General features: G+C 71.6%; 15 protein-coding genes. 10 read left to right on the top strand and 5 right to left on the bottom strand.

The genetic code is table 11. From position 1 onward, the window contains the following. Positions 1–89 precede the first annotated feature (89 nt). Positions 90–521 (bottom strand): MarR family winged helix-turn-helix transcriptional regulator, encoded by a 432-nt coding sequence (locus ACLJWH_RS14775; RefSeq protein WP_411142129.1) that lies wholly within the window; start codon positions 519–521, stop codon positions 90–92. 259 nt (positions 522–780) lie between these two features. On the opposite strand from ACLJWH_RS14775, the gene ACLJWH_RS14770 reads away from it, so the two are divergent. The 4 genes from ACLJWH_RS14770 (at position 781) to ACLJWH_RS14755 (ending at position 4,170) form a co-directional block, all read left to right on the top strand. Further along, complete coding sequence (locus tag ACLJWH_RS14770; protein WP_411142128.1) at positions 781–1,623, top strand: nitrilase-related carbon-nitrogen hydrolase; 843 nt, start codon at positions 781–783, stop codon at positions 1,621–1,623. Further along, on the top strand, positions 1,620–2,933 hold the full coding sequence (locus ACLJWH_RS14765; RefSeq protein WP_411142127.1) for an aspartate aminotransferase family protein: 1,314 nt from the start codon (positions 1,620–1,622) through the stop codon (positions 2,931–2,933). Before ACLJWH_RS14770 ends, ACLJWH_RS14765 begins: the two co-directional genes overlap by 4 nt. Positions 2,934–3,460: 527 nt before the next feature. Further along, a complete protein-coding gene (locus ACLJWH_RS14760) occupies positions 3,461–3,613 on the top strand; it encodes a hypothetical protein (RefSeq protein WP_411142126.1) in 153 nt (50 codons plus the stop codon). After that, positions 3,610–4,170 carry a cysteine hydrolase family protein gene (locus tag ACLJWH_RS14755; RefSeq protein ID WP_411142125.1) on the top strand — a complete coding sequence of 187 codons (561 nt, stop codon included), beginning with the start codon at positions 3,610–3,612 and terminating at the stop codon, positions 4,168–4,170. The genes ACLJWH_RS14760 and ACLJWH_RS14755 overlap by 4 nt, the downstream gene beginning before the upstream one ends. A 190-nt stretch (positions 4,171–4,360) precedes the next feature. Here the strand turns inward: ACLJWH_RS14755 and ACLJWH_RS14750 are convergent, their stop codons facing one another. Both ACLJWH_RS14750 and ACLJWH_RS14745 read right to left on the bottom strand, forming a co-directional pair. After that, positions 4,361–5,185, bottom strand: coding sequence for a heparin lyase I family protein (locus tag ACLJWH_RS14750; protein WP_411142124.1), 825 nt, complete (start codon positions 5,183–5,185; stop codon positions 4,361–4,363). Positions 5,186–5,426: 241 nt separating this feature from the next. Beyond that, positions 5,427–6,308: an ABC transporter substrate-binding protein gene (locus ACLJWH_RS14745; RefSeq protein ID WP_411142123.1), complete on the bottom strand. Its 882-nt coding sequence runs from the start codon at positions 6,306–6,308 to the stop codon at positions 5,427–5,429. Between the two features lie 580 nt (positions 6,309–6,888). Here ACLJWH_RS14745 and hydA point away from each other — a divergent pair. Next, positions 6,889–8,295 (top strand): dihydropyrimidinase, encoded by a 1,407-nt coding sequence (hydA, locus tag ACLJWH_RS14740; RefSeq protein ID WP_411142122.1) that lies wholly within the window; start codon positions 6,889–6,891, stop codon positions 8,293–8,295. A gap of 78 nt (positions 8,296–8,373) precedes the next feature. After that, positions 8,374–9,375 carry a TIGR03842 family LLM class F420-dependent oxidoreductase gene (locus ACLJWH_RS14735; RefSeq protein ID WP_411142121.1) on the top strand — a complete coding sequence of 334 codons (1,002 nt, stop codon included), beginning with the start codon at positions 8,374–8,376 and terminating at the stop codon, positions 9,373–9,375. A 114-nt stretch (positions 9,376–9,489) separates the two neighbouring features. Here the strand turns inward: ACLJWH_RS14735 and ACLJWH_RS14730 are convergent, their stop codons facing one another. Next, positions 9,490–10,554: a biotin/lipoate A/B protein ligase family protein gene (locus tag ACLJWH_RS14730; RefSeq protein ID WP_411142120.1), complete on the bottom strand. Its 1,065-nt coding sequence runs from the start codon at positions 10,552–10,554 to the stop codon at positions 9,490–9,492. Between the two features lie 322 nt (positions 10,555–10,876). Between ACLJWH_RS14730 and ACLJWH_RS14725 the strand changes: the two genes are divergently transcribed. Next, positions 10,877–11,623, top strand: a complete 747-nt coding sequence (locus ACLJWH_RS14725; protein WP_411142119.1) for an IclR family transcriptional regulator — start codon at positions 10,877–10,879, stop codon at positions 11,621–11,623. On the opposite strand, the gene ACLJWH_RS14720 is transcribed toward ACLJWH_RS14725, so the two are convergent. Further along, positions 11,574–12,359, bottom strand: a complete 786-nt coding sequence (locus ACLJWH_RS14720; protein ID WP_411142118.1) for an IclR family transcriptional regulator — start codon at positions 12,357–12,359, stop codon at positions 11,574–11,576. The genes ACLJWH_RS14725 and ACLJWH_RS14720 overlap by 50 nt on opposite strands. Before the next feature lie 97 nt (positions 12,360–12,456). On the opposite strand from ACLJWH_RS14720, the gene ACLJWH_RS14715 reads away from it, so the two are divergent. From ACLJWH_RS14715 to ACLJWH_RS14705, 3 genes are read left to right on the top strand one after another with little or no spacing between them, the layout of a single operon-like run. Further along, entirely contained in the window at positions 12,457–13,998 is a 1,542-nt protein-coding gene (locus ACLJWH_RS14715) for an APC family permease (RefSeq protein ID WP_411142117.1), read from the top strand. Then, positions 13,985–15,454, top strand: a complete 1,470-nt coding sequence (locus ACLJWH_RS14710; RefSeq protein WP_411142116.1) for a GMC family oxidoreductase — start codon at positions 13,985–13,987, stop codon at positions 15,452–15,454. Before ACLJWH_RS14715 ends, ACLJWH_RS14710 begins: the two co-directional genes overlap by 14 nt. After that, a complete protein-coding gene (locus tag ACLJWH_RS14705) occupies positions 15,451–16,800 on the top strand; it encodes an aldehyde dehydrogenase family protein (protein ID WP_411142115.1) in 1,350 nt (449 codons plus the stop codon). The genes ACLJWH_RS14710 and ACLJWH_RS14705 overlap by 4 nt, the downstream gene beginning before the upstream one ends. Positions 16,801–17,216 lie beyond the last annotated feature (416 nt).

Below are 17,216 nucleotides of genomic sequence, written 5' to 3'. Positions count from 1 at the left end.
GCGGGGCGGCGGACCGGTGAGACCCGCAGGACCGGCGGGGGCCGTGGCGGGGCCGGCCGTCCCGTCCCGGCCGGCCGGTGGGGAGTCCGTCATTCCTGTATCAGCCGACGCATCAGCCCGGTCGCCGTGGCGAGGGTCCGCTGTTCCTCGTCGGTCAGCCGCTCGGCGATGGCCACCGCGAGCCAGTTGTGCTTGGCCTGCCGCACCACGTCGAGCATCCGGCGGCCCTCCTCGGTGAGCGAGAAGACGACCTGGCGTCCGTCCGTCGGATGCGGACTGCGGGCGACCACGCCGCTCTCCTCCAGCGCGCCGAGCGTCAGCCGCATCGACTGCGGGCGGACCAGTTCGGCGCGGGCGAGCGCCGCGGTGGTGGCCGGTCCGCCGGTGTCGATCCGCCAGATGACCGACCGCTGGGTGGGGGTGAGTTCGCCCTGCGGGGAGGCGGCGCGCAGCTGGCGCATCAGCTGCGACACGGCCGCGCCGAGGTCGGTGGCCAGACGTTCCTGATCTTTTTCCGGCATGCGCCGAGCGTAGGGGATGCGCAGGGAAACTTGCAAGTTTGCCTGTTGTTTACGTTCCGGGAAGGCCGCCTCCGGCGCGGCCGTCACCTCCGCCGGAACCGCTCCGCCGCCGGGCGCGGGCGGGCCCGGCGGGTCCGCCCGGTACGGACGCGCCGCACGGAAGATGGTCTTGCCACCGTGCGTGGCGGGGCTTACGGTCGCCTCCACACGCGTAGACCCGCGTGGTACGCAGGGTGACGCACCGACAAAGGAGCAGCTCATGGCCGATGTTGTGCGTGCCGCACTGGTTCAGGCGACCTGGACCGGCGACACCGAATCGATGATCGCGAAGCACGAGGAACACGCCCGCGCGGCCGCCGCGCAGGGCGCGAAGGTCATCGGCTTCCAAGAGGTCTTCAACGCCCCCTATTTCTGCCAGGTCCAGGAACCGGAGCACTACCGCTGGGCCGAGCCGGTGCCCGACGGCCCGACCGTCCGCCGGATGCGGCAACTCGCCCGCGAGACCGGCATGGTGATCGTGGTGCCCGTCTTCGAGGTCGAGCAGTCCGGCTTCTACTACAACACCGCGGCCGTCATCGACGCCGACGGCACCTACCTGGGCAGCTACCGAAAGCACCACATCCCCCAGGTCAAGGGCTTCTGGGAGAAGTACTACTTCAAGCCGGGGAACGCCGGCTGGCCGGTCTTCGACACCGCCGTCGGCAAGATCGGCGTCTACATCTGCTACGACCGCCACTTCCCCGAAGGCTGGCGCCAGTTGGGCCTCAACGGCGCCCAGCTCGTCTACAACCCCTCCGCCACCTCCCGCGGCCTGTCCGGCTACCTCTGGCAGCTGGAGCAGCCCGCGGCGGCCGTCGCCAACGAGTACTTCATCGCGGCGATCAACCGGGTCGGCGTCGAGGAGTACGGCGACAACGACTTCTACGGCACCAGCTACTTCGTCGACCCGCGCGGCCGGTTCGTCGGCGAGGTCGCCAGCGACTCCAAGGAGGAACTGGTGGTCCGCGACCTCGACTTCGGGCTGATCGACGAGGTCCGACAGCAGTGGGCGTTCTACCGCGACCGCCGCCCCGACGCGTACGAGGGCCTGGTGCGGCCGTGACCCACGACTCCGCGAGCCTGTACGCCCGCCACCAGGCCGTCCTGCCGTCCTGGCTCGGCCTCCTCTACGAGCGGCCGCTCGAACTGACCCACGGCGAGGGCCGGCACGTCTGGGACGCCGAGGGCAACCGCTACCTCGACTTCTTCGGCGGCATCCTGACCACCATGACGGCACACGCGCTGCCCGAGGTGACCCGGGCCGTCGCCGAACAGGCCGGCCGCATCATCCACACCTCCACGCAATACCTCTCCCGCCCCATGGTCGAGCTGGCGGAGCGGATCGCCGCGCTCTCCGGCATCCCGGACGCCCGGGTCTTCTTCACCACCTCGGGCACCGAGGCCAACGACGCCGCCCTGCTGCTGGCCACGGCGTACCGCGGGTCCAACCAGGTCCTGGCGATGCGCAACAGCTACCACGGCCGGTCGTTCTCGGCCATCGGTGTCACCGGCAACACCAGCTGGTCGCCGACCAGCCTCTCGCCGCTCCAGACGCTCTATGTGCACGGCGGGGTGCGCGGCCGTGGCCCGTTCGCGGGGCTGGACGACGGCGCGTACATCGCGGCGTGCGTCGCCGACCTGGAGGACATGCTCCAGCAGACCGCGGGCGGCGCCGCCGCGCTGATCGCCGAACCGGTGCAGGGCGTCGGCGGGTTCACCGCACCACCGGACGGCCTGTACGCGGCGTTCCGCGAGGTGCTCACCCGGCACGGCATCCTCTGGATCAGCGACGAGGTGCAGACCGGCTGGGGCCGTACCGGCGACCACTTCTGGGGCTGGCAGGCACACGCCGGCAACGGCCCGCCGGACCTGCTCACCTTCGCCAAGGGCATCGGCAACGGCATGTCCATCGGTGGCGTGGTGGCCCGTGCCGAGGTGATGAACGCGCTCCCCGCGAACTCCATCTCGACCTTCGGCGGCAGCCCGGTCACCATGGCCGCGGGCCTGGCCAACCTCACCTACCTCCTGGAGCACGACCTGCCGGGCAACGCCAGGCGCGTCGGCGGACTGCTCATCGAGCGGCTGCGGGCGGTCTCGGCCGGACTCGACGTGGTACGGGAAGTACGCGGCCGGGGCCTGATGATCGGCGTCGAACTCGTCCGCCCCGGCACCGACGAACCGTCCCCCGAGGCCGCCGCCCTCGTCCTGGAGACCGCCCGCGAACGCGGCCTGCTGGTGGGCAAGGGCGGCCTGGGCGGCGCCACGCTGCGCATCGCGCCTCCGATGTCCCTGACCGTGGCCGAGGCGGAGGAGGGTGCGGAACTGCTCGCGGACGCGCTGCGGACGGCCCAGCAGCGGTGGGCTGCCGCGTAGGTCTGCCGTCACCTGCTCGTGGCCGGTGCCTTGCGGTAGGGCGATACGCCGCCATGGACGGTCCGATGCGGCAGGCGAGTTCATCCGTCCGCCGCTGCCCGGCCCGTCGCGTGGCCGCTAGCCGCTGGATGACCGGGTGGTCCCGAACGGGAGCGTGCAGGAGTCCCGGGCCGGTGTGGCCTGGCGGGGGGACGCGCCCGAGCGGCACGGCCCCCGGCCACCGTGCGTACGCATTGCCGCAGATGGGCAAGGACGGCACCGTCACCCGTACGCTCCCGGCCGCTCGGGCGCAGGCGGCCGCGGCCGGTGGCATCGACCGGCTGGTCCCGGTCGACTCCACCGTCGTGCGAGGCCATCAGCCGGCCTCCGGTGGGCGGCGCGTTGTCGACGCCGGTACGCCGGATGAGCGGCGATCGGCGGTGTGCCGGGTTGGCCGGTGCCCCTCCCGGCAGGCTCTGCCCCGGGGCAGACATCGCCGGTCACGGCACCAGGCTCACCACCAGGCGTGCCGGGCGGCGTTGTTCACCATGCGACGCACGAACTGCCGGCTGAGCGCCGGTGGCCGTCCCGTCCTGCCCGACGGGCACACCGCCACCTTTCCCGAGGCCGCGCAGGAGCCGATCATGGAGAACCCGGCCCGTTTCACTGCCGGACCGACTTCGTTCCTGGAGACGATATGAGCAGCGCCCTTCTCGTGATGGACGTCCAACGAGCCATCGTGGACATCGCCGACGACAACTCCGGATACCTGCCACGCCTGCGCAGGGCGATCGACGGGGCTCGGGCGGCGAACATCCCCGTGATCTACGTGGTCATCGCGCTACGTCCAGGCTTCCCGGAAGTCGGCATGCGCAACAGGGCTCTCACCGCCATCGCGCAGGCCGGCCTCTACGTCGAGGGCGACCCAGGCACGGAGATCCACCCCGAGGTCGCGCCCCGGCCGGGCGACGTGGTGGTCACCAAGAGACGGGCGAGCGCGTTCTCGGGCAGCGATCTCGACATGGTGCTGAGGGCGCGCGGTATCGACAGCCTCGTGCTCACCGGCATCGCCACCAGCGCTGTGGTGCTGTACACCCTGTGCCAGGCGAACGACCTGGACTTCGGCCTCACCGTCCTCTCCGACGCCTGTCTGGACACCGACCCGGAGGTGCACCGGGTCCTCATCGAGCGACTGTTCCCGCAGTGGGCGGATGTCGTCACCGTCGACGACTGGCTCAAGACGATCGCACCTCACTAGGCACACCAGGTGGACGACGGCATGGGCGGCCGGCTCCGGCGGGCCTGCCCGTCTTCGTGGGGCGGCCGGCCGGGACGTCGTCGGGCGCGGCGTCGGGCCGCGGTCTGCGGCAGCGGCGGCGGCCCCACCAGCCTCACCGGCCCCGGCGCGAACCGTCCGTCGGGGGCGGGCCGCGGCGGACCCGGACGGTTCAGGGGGCGACGTCCCCGTAAGTCCGGCCGACCGCCGGGCTGTTGAGGTAGGCGGTGGCCTGGCCCGTGACGCCGTCGGAGCGGTAGACGCCCCACTTGTCGGTGACCCAGTCGCCGCGCAGGGTCGCCGCCTGGTACTGCTCGGTGCCGCCGGTCAGCCGCTGAGCCGTGCCGTCGTGCCAGAGCTTGACCCAGCCCTTGGCGGGGTCGTCGGAGATCTTGATCCCTACGACGAAGTCGTGCCAGGTGTTGAGCGTGAGCCCGGTGTGCCACAGCTGTGTGGTCTTCAGATCCGGGTCGCTGTACTCCAGGTCGACGGTGCCGTCACCCCGCGCGCGCAGCGAGAGCGGCGGCGTCGCGGCGCCCGAGCCGTAGTCCTTGAGCTGCCACAGGACCACCCAGTCGCCCTTCTTCGTCGGCAGCGGCCCCCACATCGACCGCCAGCCGATGTAGTAGATGTCGCCCTCCTTCGCGAAGCGCAGACGGGATCCGTCGGCGGTGCGGTGGCCCCGGCTCTCGACCCGGACCCGGGTGGCGTCGTCGATCTTCTTGCCCGAGGTGTGCAGCTGGAACGACTTGCCGTACCGGCCGGCCGGATCGTCGACGACCTGGACCGAACCGGGCTTGGTCTCGGTGCCCTCGAAGGAGGCCAGGCCCCTGGCGGGATCGGCGCGCCACAGCGGCGCCGCGCGGTGCGCGGCACCCTCCCGGCCGGCCGGCGCCGGTGCCTCCTCGGCGGCCGACGCCGTCCAGGTGCCGACCAGCGCGAGGCCGGCCAGAAGAGCAACTCCCCATCGGATGTGGGGGGTTGAGGGTCGTTTCATCTCGGGCTCCCGGAGTGGGGGATGGGATGCGAGTGAAAGTTAGGTTTGTTTCCAGACCTCGTCAAGGGGGTGCGGGGAGGGCGCTGCGGGACGGAGCGCACGGGGTGGGGCCGGTGCTGATCACCGCGTCCGGGTCGCCGGTGCCGCGCGCCGCTGCCGTGTGGCGAGTACCGGCGCCGACGTGGTCCGCCGCCCCTGGCCGCCGCCGGGGAGGCGGGTCACGGCCACTGGCGGAGGCGGGTCACGGCCCGGCTGTCTCCCGGATCGTCTCGGCCATCGACGCGAAGAACCGGGTGTGCGCGCGTCGGCTGCACGGGGCTTCCGGATTCCACGGTACGAGCCGCGCGCGGGCCTCGATCGCCCGCCAGTTCTCGTCGGCGCGCAGCGCTTCGGGCCGGGCGGCGTTGGCCCGTACGTCCGTCAGCACGATATCCGCCGCCAGCGCCGCGGCCTCCGCCCAGCCGACCGTGGACCAGTTCGCACCGGCGCCGCCGGCCGGCTCCAGCAGGCCGACGCCGTGTTCGGCCAGCGCCCGCAGATCGGGCCAGGCGCTCGGCCGGGCCAGATGCACCCGCTCCGGTCCGGCCGGCGACAGTGCCAGCACCCGCGGCCGGCGAGGGCCCCCGGTCGCCTGCCGCAGCGCGTCCTCCGCGGCGTCCAACTCGCCCGCCGCGGCCAGTGGTTCCCCCTTGCCCAGCGAACCGGCGAGCGCCGCGAACCGTTCGCGCACCTCGGCCAGCCCCCGGCCGGGACCCACCGCGACGGTCACCACCGGGACGTGCGCCTCCAGCTCCAGCGCGGTCTTCGGCTCCAGGCCGTAGACCTGCCGGCCGTCGTAGGTGACGGCCACCACGAGGTCCGGCCGGGCCGCCAGGAGGGTGTCCGGGTGCAGCGTGCCGCCCGACCCGAGATAGGGGATCTCCGCGAGCGGCAGCTCACCGCTCTTGGCCCGGTCGGGGCCGGCGCCGTCGTGCTGGGATCCGAAGATGCCCACGGGGCGGATGCCGTGGTCCCACAGCGTCGCCCCGGCCTGTATGTACGCCACGATCCTCAACGGCCGGCTGCCGGCCACCGCCAGGCGCCCGCGGTCGTCGGAAACCTCCCAGGGCGTGCTCTGTTCCATGACGTGTCGCCTTTCTGATGTCGCTGTCCTGAACCTGATGTCCGCAATGTGAGTCCGAGTCCGAATCCGAGTCCTGATGTCCGCCGGCCGAGCCGTGAAGTCCTCGGCCGGGGGCTTCCTCCCGGCCTTCGTCGCGCCGGCCCCGCCGGCCGATCCGCCCGGCCGATCGCGCCGCGCCGTAGGGGCCGTACCCGGCCCGCCGTCCTGCGGAGGTCGTCCCTTGCGCGGCGTCCGCTCCGCCGATCGGACGGCATGGCCGACGGCATCGGCGGTTACCTGCCCACCACGGAGCCTCCGCACCCCTCCGCGCGCCCCCGGCCCGCCCCGCGCGCCGCCCGCCCCGCCCGGTGTTGCCCCGTCCAGCTGATCGTCCGCGCAACACGGCGGCGCCCGTCCATTACCGGCCGGACTCTTGCCACCTGGGGTGACATGCTTCTACGGTCTCCTTCTCGCCCGGAATCTACGGGTGTAGACCGGTCGTGGCGCGGCGTCAGCGGAGCGGACCTGCCGAGGAGATGGTCCGCGTCGAACTCCGCCTTCCGGTGCCGCAGATGCCGCTGGTGTGGAAGGGAGCAGGATTGTGAGCCGTACGGTCATCCGGGGCGGACTGGTCATCACCGCCGCCGACGAGATGCACGCCGATGTCCTCGTGGAGGACGGCCGGATCGCCGCCCTCGCCGCGCACGGCAGCCCGTCCGCCGCGAGCTGGCACGAGTCCGCGGACCGCACCATCGACGCCACCGGCAAGTACGTCCTCCCGGGCGGCGTGGACGCCCACACCCACTTCGACTTCCCGTTCGGCGGGACCGCCTCGTCCGACACCTTCGAGACCGGCACCCGCGCCGCGGCCTGGGGCGGCACGACCACCGTCGTCGACTTCGCCGTCCAGCCCCGCGGCCAGGCGCTGCGCGCGGGCCTGGACCAGTGGCACGCCAAATCCGACGCCCGGTGCGCCATCGACTACGCCTTCCACATGATCCTCTCCGATGTGAACGACCACACGCTCAAGGAGATGGACCGCCTGGTGGAGGAGGGCGTGACGTCGTTCAAGCTGTTCACCGCCTACCCCGGGGTCTTCTACAGCGACGACGGACAGATCCTGCGCGCGATGCAACAGGCCGCCGGAAACGGCGGGTTGACGATGATGCACGCCGAGAACGGCATCGCCATCGACGTCCTCGTCGAGCAGGCGCTCGCGGCCGGCCGTACCGATCCGCGCTACCACGGCGAGGTCCGGCACGTCCTCCTCGAAGCCGAGGCCACCCACCGCACCATCCAGCTCGCCCGGATCGCCGGCGCACCGCTCTACGTCGTGCACGTCTCCGCCGAGGAAGCCGTCGCGGAGCTGATGCAGGCCCGCGACAAGGGGCTGAACGTCTTCGGCGAAACCTGCCCGCAGTATCTGTTCCTGTCCACCGACAACCTCGCGGAGCCGGATTTCGAGGGCGCCAAATACGTGTGCAGTACGCCGCTGCGGCCGCGCGAGCACCAGGAGGCGCTCTGGCGCGGGCTGCGGACCAACGACCTCCAGGTGGTCTCCACCGACCACTGCCCCTTCTGCTTCCGGGGCCAGAAGGAACTGGGCCGCGGCGACTTCTCCCGGATCCCCAACGGCCTGCCCGGTGTGGAGAACCGGATGGACCTCCTCCACCAGGGCGTCGTGGAGGGGCGCATCAGCCGCCGCCGCTGGATCGAGATCGCCTGCGCCACCCCGGCCCGGATGTTCGGCCTCTACCCGAAGAAGGGCACCATCGCCCCCGGCGCCGACGCCGACATCGTCCTCTACGACCCCGCCGCCGAACAGACCGTCTCCGCCGCGACCCACCATATGAACGTCGACTACTCGGCGTACGAGGGCAAGCGGCTCACCGGACGGGTCGAGACGGTCCTCTCCCGCGGTGAACTCGTCATCGACCGGCGGGAGTTCACCGGTCGCGCGGGCCACGGGCAGTACATCCCGCGCGGCACCTGCCAGTACCTCGTCTAGGCGCCTGTCCGTACCCCGTATCCGTACCGCCCGTACCCGGTACGGCGCGTGTCAGTACCTCAGTCAAGGAGTGCCGCTGTGGACTTCGGAGTTGTCCTCCAGACCGACCCGCCCGCGTCCGCCGTCGTGGAGCTGATGAGCCGCGCCGAGCGCAACGGCTTCCGCTACGGCTGGACCTTCGACTCCTCCGTGCTGTGGGAGGAACCGTTCGTCATCTACAGCCGCATCCTGGAACACACCGAGCGGCTGATCGTCGGCCCGATGGTCACCAACCCCTCCACCCGCACCCCGGAGGTCACCGCCTCCACCTTCGCCACGCTCAACGAGATGTACGGCAACCGTACGGTGTGCGGCATCGGACGCGGCGACTCCGCGATGCGGGTGGCCGGGCGGGCCCCCAACACCCTGGCCCGGCTGGGCGAAGCGATCGGCGTCATCCGCGATCTGGCCGAGGGCCGGGAGGCGGACGTCGGCGGACGACGGCTGCGCATCCCCTGGGTCGAGAACGGCAGGCTCCCCGTCTGGATGGCCGCGTACGGCCCCAAGGCCCTCGCCATGACCGGCCGGCTGGCGGACGGTTTCATCCTCCAGCTCGCCGACCCGTATCTGACCGAATGGATGATCAAGGCTGTCCGCCGGGCCGCGGTGGACGCCGGCCGCGACCCGGCCGACATCACGATCTGTGTCGCCGCGCCCGCCTATGTGGGCGACGACCTCGACCACGCCCGCGAGCAGTGCCGCTGGTTCGGCGGCATGGTCGGCAACCACGTCGCCGACCTCGTCGGCCGCTACGGTGCGCACTCCGGCATGGTCCCGGACGAGCTGACGGACTACATCAAGGCCCGGGACGGCTACGACTACGCCCACCACGGCCGGACCGGCAACCCGGACACCGCCTTCGTGCCGGACGCGATCGTGGACCGCTTCTGCCTGCTGGGCCCGCCCGAGGCCCATCTCGACAAGCTGCGGGAACTCAAGGCGCTGGGCGTGGACCAGTTCGCGCTCTACGCCATGCACGACGCGAAGGAAGCCACCATCGACGCGTACGGAGCGCGGATCATTCCCGTCCTCGGCGGCTGAACGGGCGCGGCGGGCGGAACCGGGCCCGGCGGAACCGGGCCCGGCAGACGGGAGCGGCCGGCCCTTCCGGCGGGCCGGACCGGCCGGCCGCCGGCCCGGGGACGAGGACAGCCCTCAGGGGACGCGCGCCGTCCACTCCGCGGTGGCGAACTTGGTGCGTACGAGCTCCTCGGCCTTCGCCATCTCCTCGTCGGTCACCTTGCCGCGGCTGAGGCCGTGACGGTTCCGGAAGGAGGCGATCATGCGCTCGATGACCACCTCGCGGGGCAGGCCGGTCTGCCGGCGCAGGGGGTCCACGCGCTTCTTGGCGGACTTCGTGCCCTTGTCGGACATCTTCTCCTTGCCGATGCGCAGGACGTCCAGCATCTTGTCGCTGTCGATGTCGTAGGCCATGGTCACGTGGTGGAGTACGGCGCCGGGTGTGCCGCCGGGTCCCACTATGCGTTTCTGGGCGGCGCCGGCGATCTTGCCGAGGTCGGTGGCGATGTCGTTGAGCGGCTGGTACCACGCCTTGATGCCCATGTCGCCGAGGGCTTCGAGGACCCAGTCGTCGAGGTAGGCGTAGCTGTCGGCGAAGGAGAGGCCGGAGACGAGGGACTGGGGGACGGCGAGGGAGTAGGTGATGGTGCTGCTGGGCTCCGCGAACATGGCTCCACCCCCGGAGATCCGGCGGACGACGGTCACGCCGTGGCGCTCGGTGCCGGCGGGGTCGACTTCGTTGCGCAGGGACTGGAAGCTGCCGATGATCACGGCGGGGCGGTCCCATTCCCAGACCCGTAGCGTCGGCGGGCGGCGGCCCGCGGCGACTTCGGCGGTGATGACCTCGTCGAGCGCCATGTGCAGGACGGGGGACTGCGGCGCTTCATGGATGAGCTGCCAGTCGTAGTCGCTCCACTCGGTGGCCTGCGCGAGGGCACGCCGTACGGCGACGGCGACCCCCTCGCTGGACAGGCCGAGCAGCACGGTCGAGGCGGGGAGCGCGGCGTCGATCCGGGCGGCGAGGCCGGCGGTGTCGGTGTGGGCGGGGGCGCCCTCCAAGGCCGCGTCGATGGTGAGAATCGCTTCGTCGGGCTCCAGGAAGAAGTCCCCGGCCACCCGCACATTGCGCAGGGCCCCGCCCTCGACGTCCAGGTCGACCACGACGAGCTTGCCGCCGGGAACCTTGTACTCACCGTGCACAGCCTTGCCTCCTGCTCTTGAACCGGCCCACCGATGCATGAGCCTCGAACACGGACAAGGCTAGGGCCTGTCGTCGGATTCCCGTCGTCGCCCGACGGGCGGGCCCGCGGCGTCCGGTGCGTGCTCTCGGCGTGCCGGGTGGAAGCCCTTCCCCATGGGGCACGCTCTCGCCCGTATGCGGGAGCCGTCCGCACAGGCCCGTGACCGGTCGGGCTCACCGGCCCCGTGCGGCTCGGCGGGCAGCACGACCGGTCCCACGGCAGCCGCGGTCCGGACCGCGGCCTGCGGCCGATGTGCGGACGGTTGTCGATACCATCGGGGGGTGAGTGAGGGAACCGTCAAGAGTCTGAGCCGCGGGCTCGACGTGCTGCTCGCGATGGCCACCGAGGAAGGCCCGGCGACGGCGACCGTGCTCGCCGACCGGCTCGGCCGCAACCGGGTTCAGGTCGCCCGGACGCTGAACAGCCTGGAAGCCGCGGAGGTGGCCGTTCGCGACGAACGCACCTTGGCCTATGACCTCAGCTGGCAGCTGTACAGCTCGGCGACCCGCGCGGTCAGGGCGCGCCTGCTGCGGGAGGGGCCGCAGTTTCTGCGGGAGGCGGCGGAGGCGACGGGTGCGAGCACGTTCCTGGCCGAGTTGCGCGGGGACGGCTCGGTGGCGTTCCTGGAGGAGGTTCCGTCGGGTCTGTCGTGGGTGGGGCGTTCCTACCCGCTGTACTGCGATGACGCGGGGCAGGCGCTGCTGTGGGACTCCGGTCGCGAGGAGCTGGAGATCGTGTTCGCCGGTACGGAGTTCGTGGCTTTCGGGCCCTGCGCACCGGCTGATGTCGCCGAATTCGAGGCGCGGCTGATCGCGGCCCGGGAGCGGGGCTACGCCGTCGTGGACGGGGAGTCGGAGCCGGGTGTGTTCGCGGTGGCCGTGCCCGTTCGGGACTTCACCGGCGAGATCGTCTGCGCCCTCCACACGCAGGGGGCGTCCGAGCGGCTCGCCCCGCTCGCGGCACGACACGGCGAGGTGATCAAGGACCTGGCCGGTCGCCTGTCCGCGCTGCTCGGCTGGCGGCCCTGACCTCCAGCACCTGGGCCGCCTCCCGGACGGATGCGGCGACCTCGGCGGCACGGTCGGCCAGCCGGAACCGCGGGACGGCGAGGCTGACCGCTGCCACGATGCCGCCGGACTCGTCGCGGACCGGTGCGGAGAAGTCGACGACGTCGTGTTCGAACTCCCGGTCCGCGATCACCACCCCGGCCGCCCGCGCGGCGGCGTTGTAGCGCGCGAGTGCCGCGGTATCGCGGGCCGCTCGCGGTCCGCCGCCGATGAAATCGACGTCGGTGAGCAGTCGGCCGAGTTCCGCCTCGGAGTGGTCGAGCAGCAGAGCGCGCCCCGCGCCGGTGCACCAGATCGGCAGGCGGGCGCCGAGGTTCGCCGCGACATTCGACGACCAGTGACTGAGCTGGGCCTCCACGGTGAGCGCCGTGTCCTGGGAGCGCACCGAGAGCCAGGCGGGTTCGTGCCAGCGGGCCACGAGACCGCGGAGCAGCGGCCTGGCCGCGACGAGCAGTTGCCGGTCGCCCGCCGCTTCGGCGAGTGCGAAGTACCTGGGGCCGACGCGCCAGCCGCGTATCTGCTCGTCCCTTTCGACGAGTTGTACCGCCGCGAGGTCCTTGAGCATGCGGGAGACCTGTGTCTGGTCGAGGCCGACCTGCTCGGCCAGGTGGGCGTTGCCGGGGTAGCCGGCCGGGCCCAGTTCCGCCGCGAGCACCGCGTGGAGGAGCGCGAGTCCTCTGTCGAAGGTCGTAGTCACCCTCTCACCCTAATGCGATTCAACATAAGCAAGAACTATTGACGATTTTGAACCTGTCCTTTCATGATGGGCGGCATCCCACCACGAAGGAGGCGGCATGTCGTCAGCCGATCCGCCCCAACCGCCCTTTGCTCTGCGGCGTTTCGACGCGACGGCCATGCTGCTGTGCGCGATCGTCGGCCTCGACACCCTCGGCTCGGTCGCGGCCCGCGGGCCCCAGGGACTGATCTGGATGGCCGTGCTCGGGCTGCTGTACTTCGTGCCCTACGGGCTCCTGATCGCCGAACTGGGATCCGCGTTTCCGCAGGAGGGAGGCCCGTACGTCTGGACGAAGCTGGCCTTCGGCCGCTTCACGGCGGGCATCAACCAGGTCTTCTACTGGATCTCCAACCCGGTCTGGCTCGGCGGCTCGCTGTGCGTGACGGCGATCGCCACCTTCGAATCGTTCTTCTTCCCCCTGCCGGGCGGCTGGAAGTACCTGGCCGGGGCCGTTTTCATCGGGGCGGCCGGACTCGCCGTGCACGCGTCGGTACGGTCGGGCCGCTGGGTGCCGATCGCCGGAGCGGCCGCCAGGATCGCTCTCCTCGGCTTCTTCGTCGTATCGCTGGTGCTGTACGCCCTGCGTCACGGTGTGCACCCGCCGGCCGCCGGCGACTACACGCCCACGTACCTGGGACTGGTGGCGCTCGCTCCGGTCATCGCCTTCAATTACATGGGTTTCGAGGTACCCAGTGCGGCCGCCGGGGAAATGGCCGACCCCAAGCGGGACGTGCCCGCCGCGCTGCTGCGTGGCGGACTGCTCTCCGCTCTGCTGTACGGGGTACCGATCTTCGGCACGCTGCTGGTGCTCCCGAGCGAGCAAGTGGGCTCGCTCACGGGTTTCATCGACGCCTGCCGGGCCGTCTTCACCGTGTACGGAGGCCACGTCGGTGCGGACGGCACGGTCGTCCTCACCGGCGCCGGTTCGGTGCTGGCCATGGTGGCGGCGGCCGGACTGATCATCGGGCTCCTCACCAGCGGCACCGCCTGGGCGATGGGCGTGAGCCGGGCCCAAGCGGTGGCCTGCGCGGACGGCGCCGGACCGCGGTGGCTCGGTGCCGTCTCGGCCCGGCGTGGTACTCCGACCCGGGTCAACCTCATCTCCACGGGGATCGCCGCGCTGGTGATGGTCGCCTCACTCGCCCTGAGCGGCGGCGACGCGCAGAAGTACTTCACCGCCGGAATCGGCCTGGCGATCTCCGCGACGGCGATTTCCTACCTGCTGACGTTCTCCTCCTTCATCGTTCTGCGCCGCAAATACCCCCACGTGAGCCGCCCCTACCGGATACCCGGTGGCCGAGTGGGGGCCTGGACGGTGACCGTCCTCACCGTCGGCACCATGTTCTTCGCCGTCGTCGCCCTGATCTGGCCGGGACTGGGCATCGGCTGGTTCGGCACCTCGGGTGACCCCGCCGGCTATCTGCCGACCGGATTCGAGGGACAGCGTGCCGCCTACACGGCCACCCAGCTCGTCCCGGTCGTCCTCATCATCTCGCTCGGCTGCCTCCTCTACGCCCTCGGGGCACGGCATCGCCGCACGATCACCTCCGCCGCCTTCGCTGCCCAGCCCGACCGAGGAGCCTTCGTTGAAACCCACTGACCACGCGGACATCGTCGTCCTGGGAGGCGGCACGGCGGGATGCGTCGTCGCCGGCCGGCTCGCCCGCGAGCACGATGTGCTGCTCCTGGAGGCCGGCCCCGACTACGGGCCCGACCAGGCCGACTGGCCCGCCGATCTGCTGGACGCCACCACGCTCCCCGCCTCGCACGACTGGGGCTACCGAGCCGGCCGCCACGTCTTCGAGCGCTGCCGCGCCATCGGCGGCTGCTCCACCCACAACGGCTGCACCCAGAGCTCCGGCTGGGCCGGCGACTACGACGCGTGGGCCGCCGACGGCTCACCGGGATGGGACTCCGCATCGCTGCGGCCGTTCTTCGACAAGGCGGCGCGGGCGCTGCGGCTGAGGAACTACCGCGAAAGCGAGATCCAGCCGTTTCAGCGGTCCTTCATCGCCGCGGGCGCCGCACTCGGCCTGCCCGTACGGCACGACTTCGACCAGCTTGAGGGAGCGGTGGGCATCGGCTGCGCTCCGGTCAACATCACACCGGACGGAGTGCGCGTCAACACGGCCTTCGCCTACCTCGACCCGGTCAGGGACCTGGGCAAGCTGACCATCGCCGCCGGTATGACGGTCGACCGGATCCTTCTCGACAACGGCCGGGCGGTCGCGGTGGAGATCATCACCGAGAGCGGGGACCGGCGCCGGATCAGTGCCGATCTCATCGTCCTCAGCGCCGGGGCCTACGGCAGCCCGGAGGTGCTGCTGCGCTCCGGCATCGGCCCGGCCGCCCATCTCGCCGACATCGGGATCGAGGTCCGGCACGACCTGCCCGGGGTCGGCGAGAACCTGCACGACCATCCGACCATCCAGCTGGAGTTCGCCGGATCGGCGGAACTCGCCGCGGAACTGGCCGACTTCGCGAGCACCCACCTGCTGCCCGACGAGCAGGCCATGGCCAAGCTCCGCTCGCCCCAGGCCGGAGACGCCCCGTACGACCTCCATGTCTTCCCGTGGATCGAACGCGACCCGGCCCTCGAACACGGCTGGCGGTGCATCGTGCCGATCGGACTGCTCCGCCCCCGCTCCCGGGGCACCGTACGGCTGCGCTCCGCGGATCCGCATGCCCTCGCTGATGTGGACCACGCCTATCTGACCGACCCCGCCGATCTCGACGCCCTCGCCCACGGACTCGGCTGGGCACGGGAGCTGGACCTCTCGCCGTACCTCGGTACCCCGCTGCTCGTCCCCCAGGGGGACACCCGCAACTGGATCAGGGACCGTCACCAGCACTACTGGCACCCGGCGGGCAGCTGCCGGATGGGCCCCGCGGGCGATCCGCTCGCCGTCGTCGACCACACCGGCAAGGTGCACGGCCTCGACGGCCTCCACATCGCCGACGCGTCCGTTTTCCCCGATATACCCCGCGGTACTCCCGCATTGCCGACCACTGTCGTCGGCGAGCGGATCGCCGCCTTCCTCCAGGAGCTCCTGTGACCTTCCTCGACATCACCGACCCGCGCACCGGCGAGGTCTACGACAGCATCCCGGCCGCCTCGGCCGAAGAAGTGGACCACGCGGTCCGCAGGGCGGATTCGGCGTTCGACGCCTGGCGATCCAGCACACCGGGCGAACGGCACGATGCCCTGCTCGCCCTGGCCGACGCGATCGCCGCGCAGTCGGAGCAGTTGGCCGCCGCCGAGTGCCGCAACACCGGCAAGGACACCGCCGAGGTCCTGGGGGAGGAAATTCCGGCGGCTGTCGACGAGATACGTTTCATGGCCGGTGCCGCGCGGGCCGGGCACGGGCCGATGGCGGGGCAGTACGTGCCGGGCCACACCTCGATGGTGGTCCGGGAACCGGTCGGGGTCTGCGCCCTGATCGCACCCTGGAACCACCCACTGGGTTCGGCGGTCGACAAGCTCGCCCCGGCGCTGGCCGCGGGGAACACCGTGGTGCTCAAACCCGCCGAGACCACCCCGATGAGTGCCCTCCTCCTGGGCGAGATCTGCGCCGAAGTGCTGCCGCCCGGCGTCGTCAACGTCGTGTGCGGCGATCGGGACACCGGGCGCGCACTGGCGGTCAACCCGCTCGTCTCCCTGGTCTCCCTCACGGGCAGCACCCGGGCCGGTGCGGAGGTCACCGCCACGGCGGGACTCGCCGGTATCAAGCGGCTGCATCTGGAACTCGGCGGGGACGCCCCGGCCATCGTCCTGGCCGACGCCGATCTGGCCGAGGCGGCCGACGGCATCATCGAAGCGGCCTTCTACAACGCGGGGCAGGACTGCACCGCCGCCTGCCGGGTACTGGTCGCGGCCGAGGCGTACGACGGCTTCGTGGCGCTGCTCGCCGAACGCGCCGCGCGCGCCGAGGTCGGTCCGCTGAACAACCGGGCCCATCTGTCCCGGGTCCACTCCTACCTCACCGAACTGCCGGGACACGCCACCGTGGTCACCGGAGGCGCCCCCGCCGCCGGTCCCGGCTTTCATTTCGAACCGACCGTCGTGACAGGCGTGCGGCAGCACGACCCGATCGTGCAGCAGGAGGTCTTCGGCCCGGTCGTCACCGTCCAGCCCTTCACCGATGAGAACGAGGCGATCCGGATGGCCAACGACGTGCCCTTCGGCCTGGCGGCCTCCGTGTGGAGCGGTGACCCGGCGGCCGGGAACCGGCTGGCGCACCGCATCGACGCGGGCACGGTGTGGCTCAACACCCATGGTGTGTACGCCACCGAGATGCCCCACGGCGGCTTCAAGCAGTCGGGATACGGAAAGGACCTGTCCACCTACGCGCTGGACGCCTACACGCGGACCAAGCACATCATGAGCAGCACCGGTTCCTGACACCGGTCGTGGCCCGTGCCCGGCACCGGTGACCTGACAACGACTCGCCCCCGGTCGCTCGGGGGCGAGTCGTTGTCCGCCCCGGAGCCCGGCACCTGAGGCGAAGAGCCGCCCCGTACGCGCCGGGCCGAGCGCGCGCCTGTGTTTTCCAGGGCACCGTCGCTGTCGCCCCGGTCCGGCGGTGGCCGCGGCCGCGGTACCGAACCGGGCCTGACGCTCAGTCGGCCCGCTGCTCCTCGTGCTGCGCCGACGCGGGATTCCCCGACAGCGCGGACGGGCCCTGGCGCTGACGCGGTTCATTCCGTGCAATTCGCTCGTCAGGGCGGTGTTCGGAGACGTTCGACGGGGTGCGGGCGGGGGCGCGCGCCGGTCCCACCCGGAGGGACGGGGAAGCGACTCACCCCTGAATGTCAGTG

The organism is Streptomyces sp. x-80 (assembly GCF_046549095.1).
Classification (GTDB): Bacteria; Actinomycetota; Actinomycetes; order Streptomycetales; family Streptomycetaceae; genus Streptomyces; species Streptomyces celluloflavus.
This window is presented reverse-complemented; position numbering and strand designations above follow the sequence as displayed.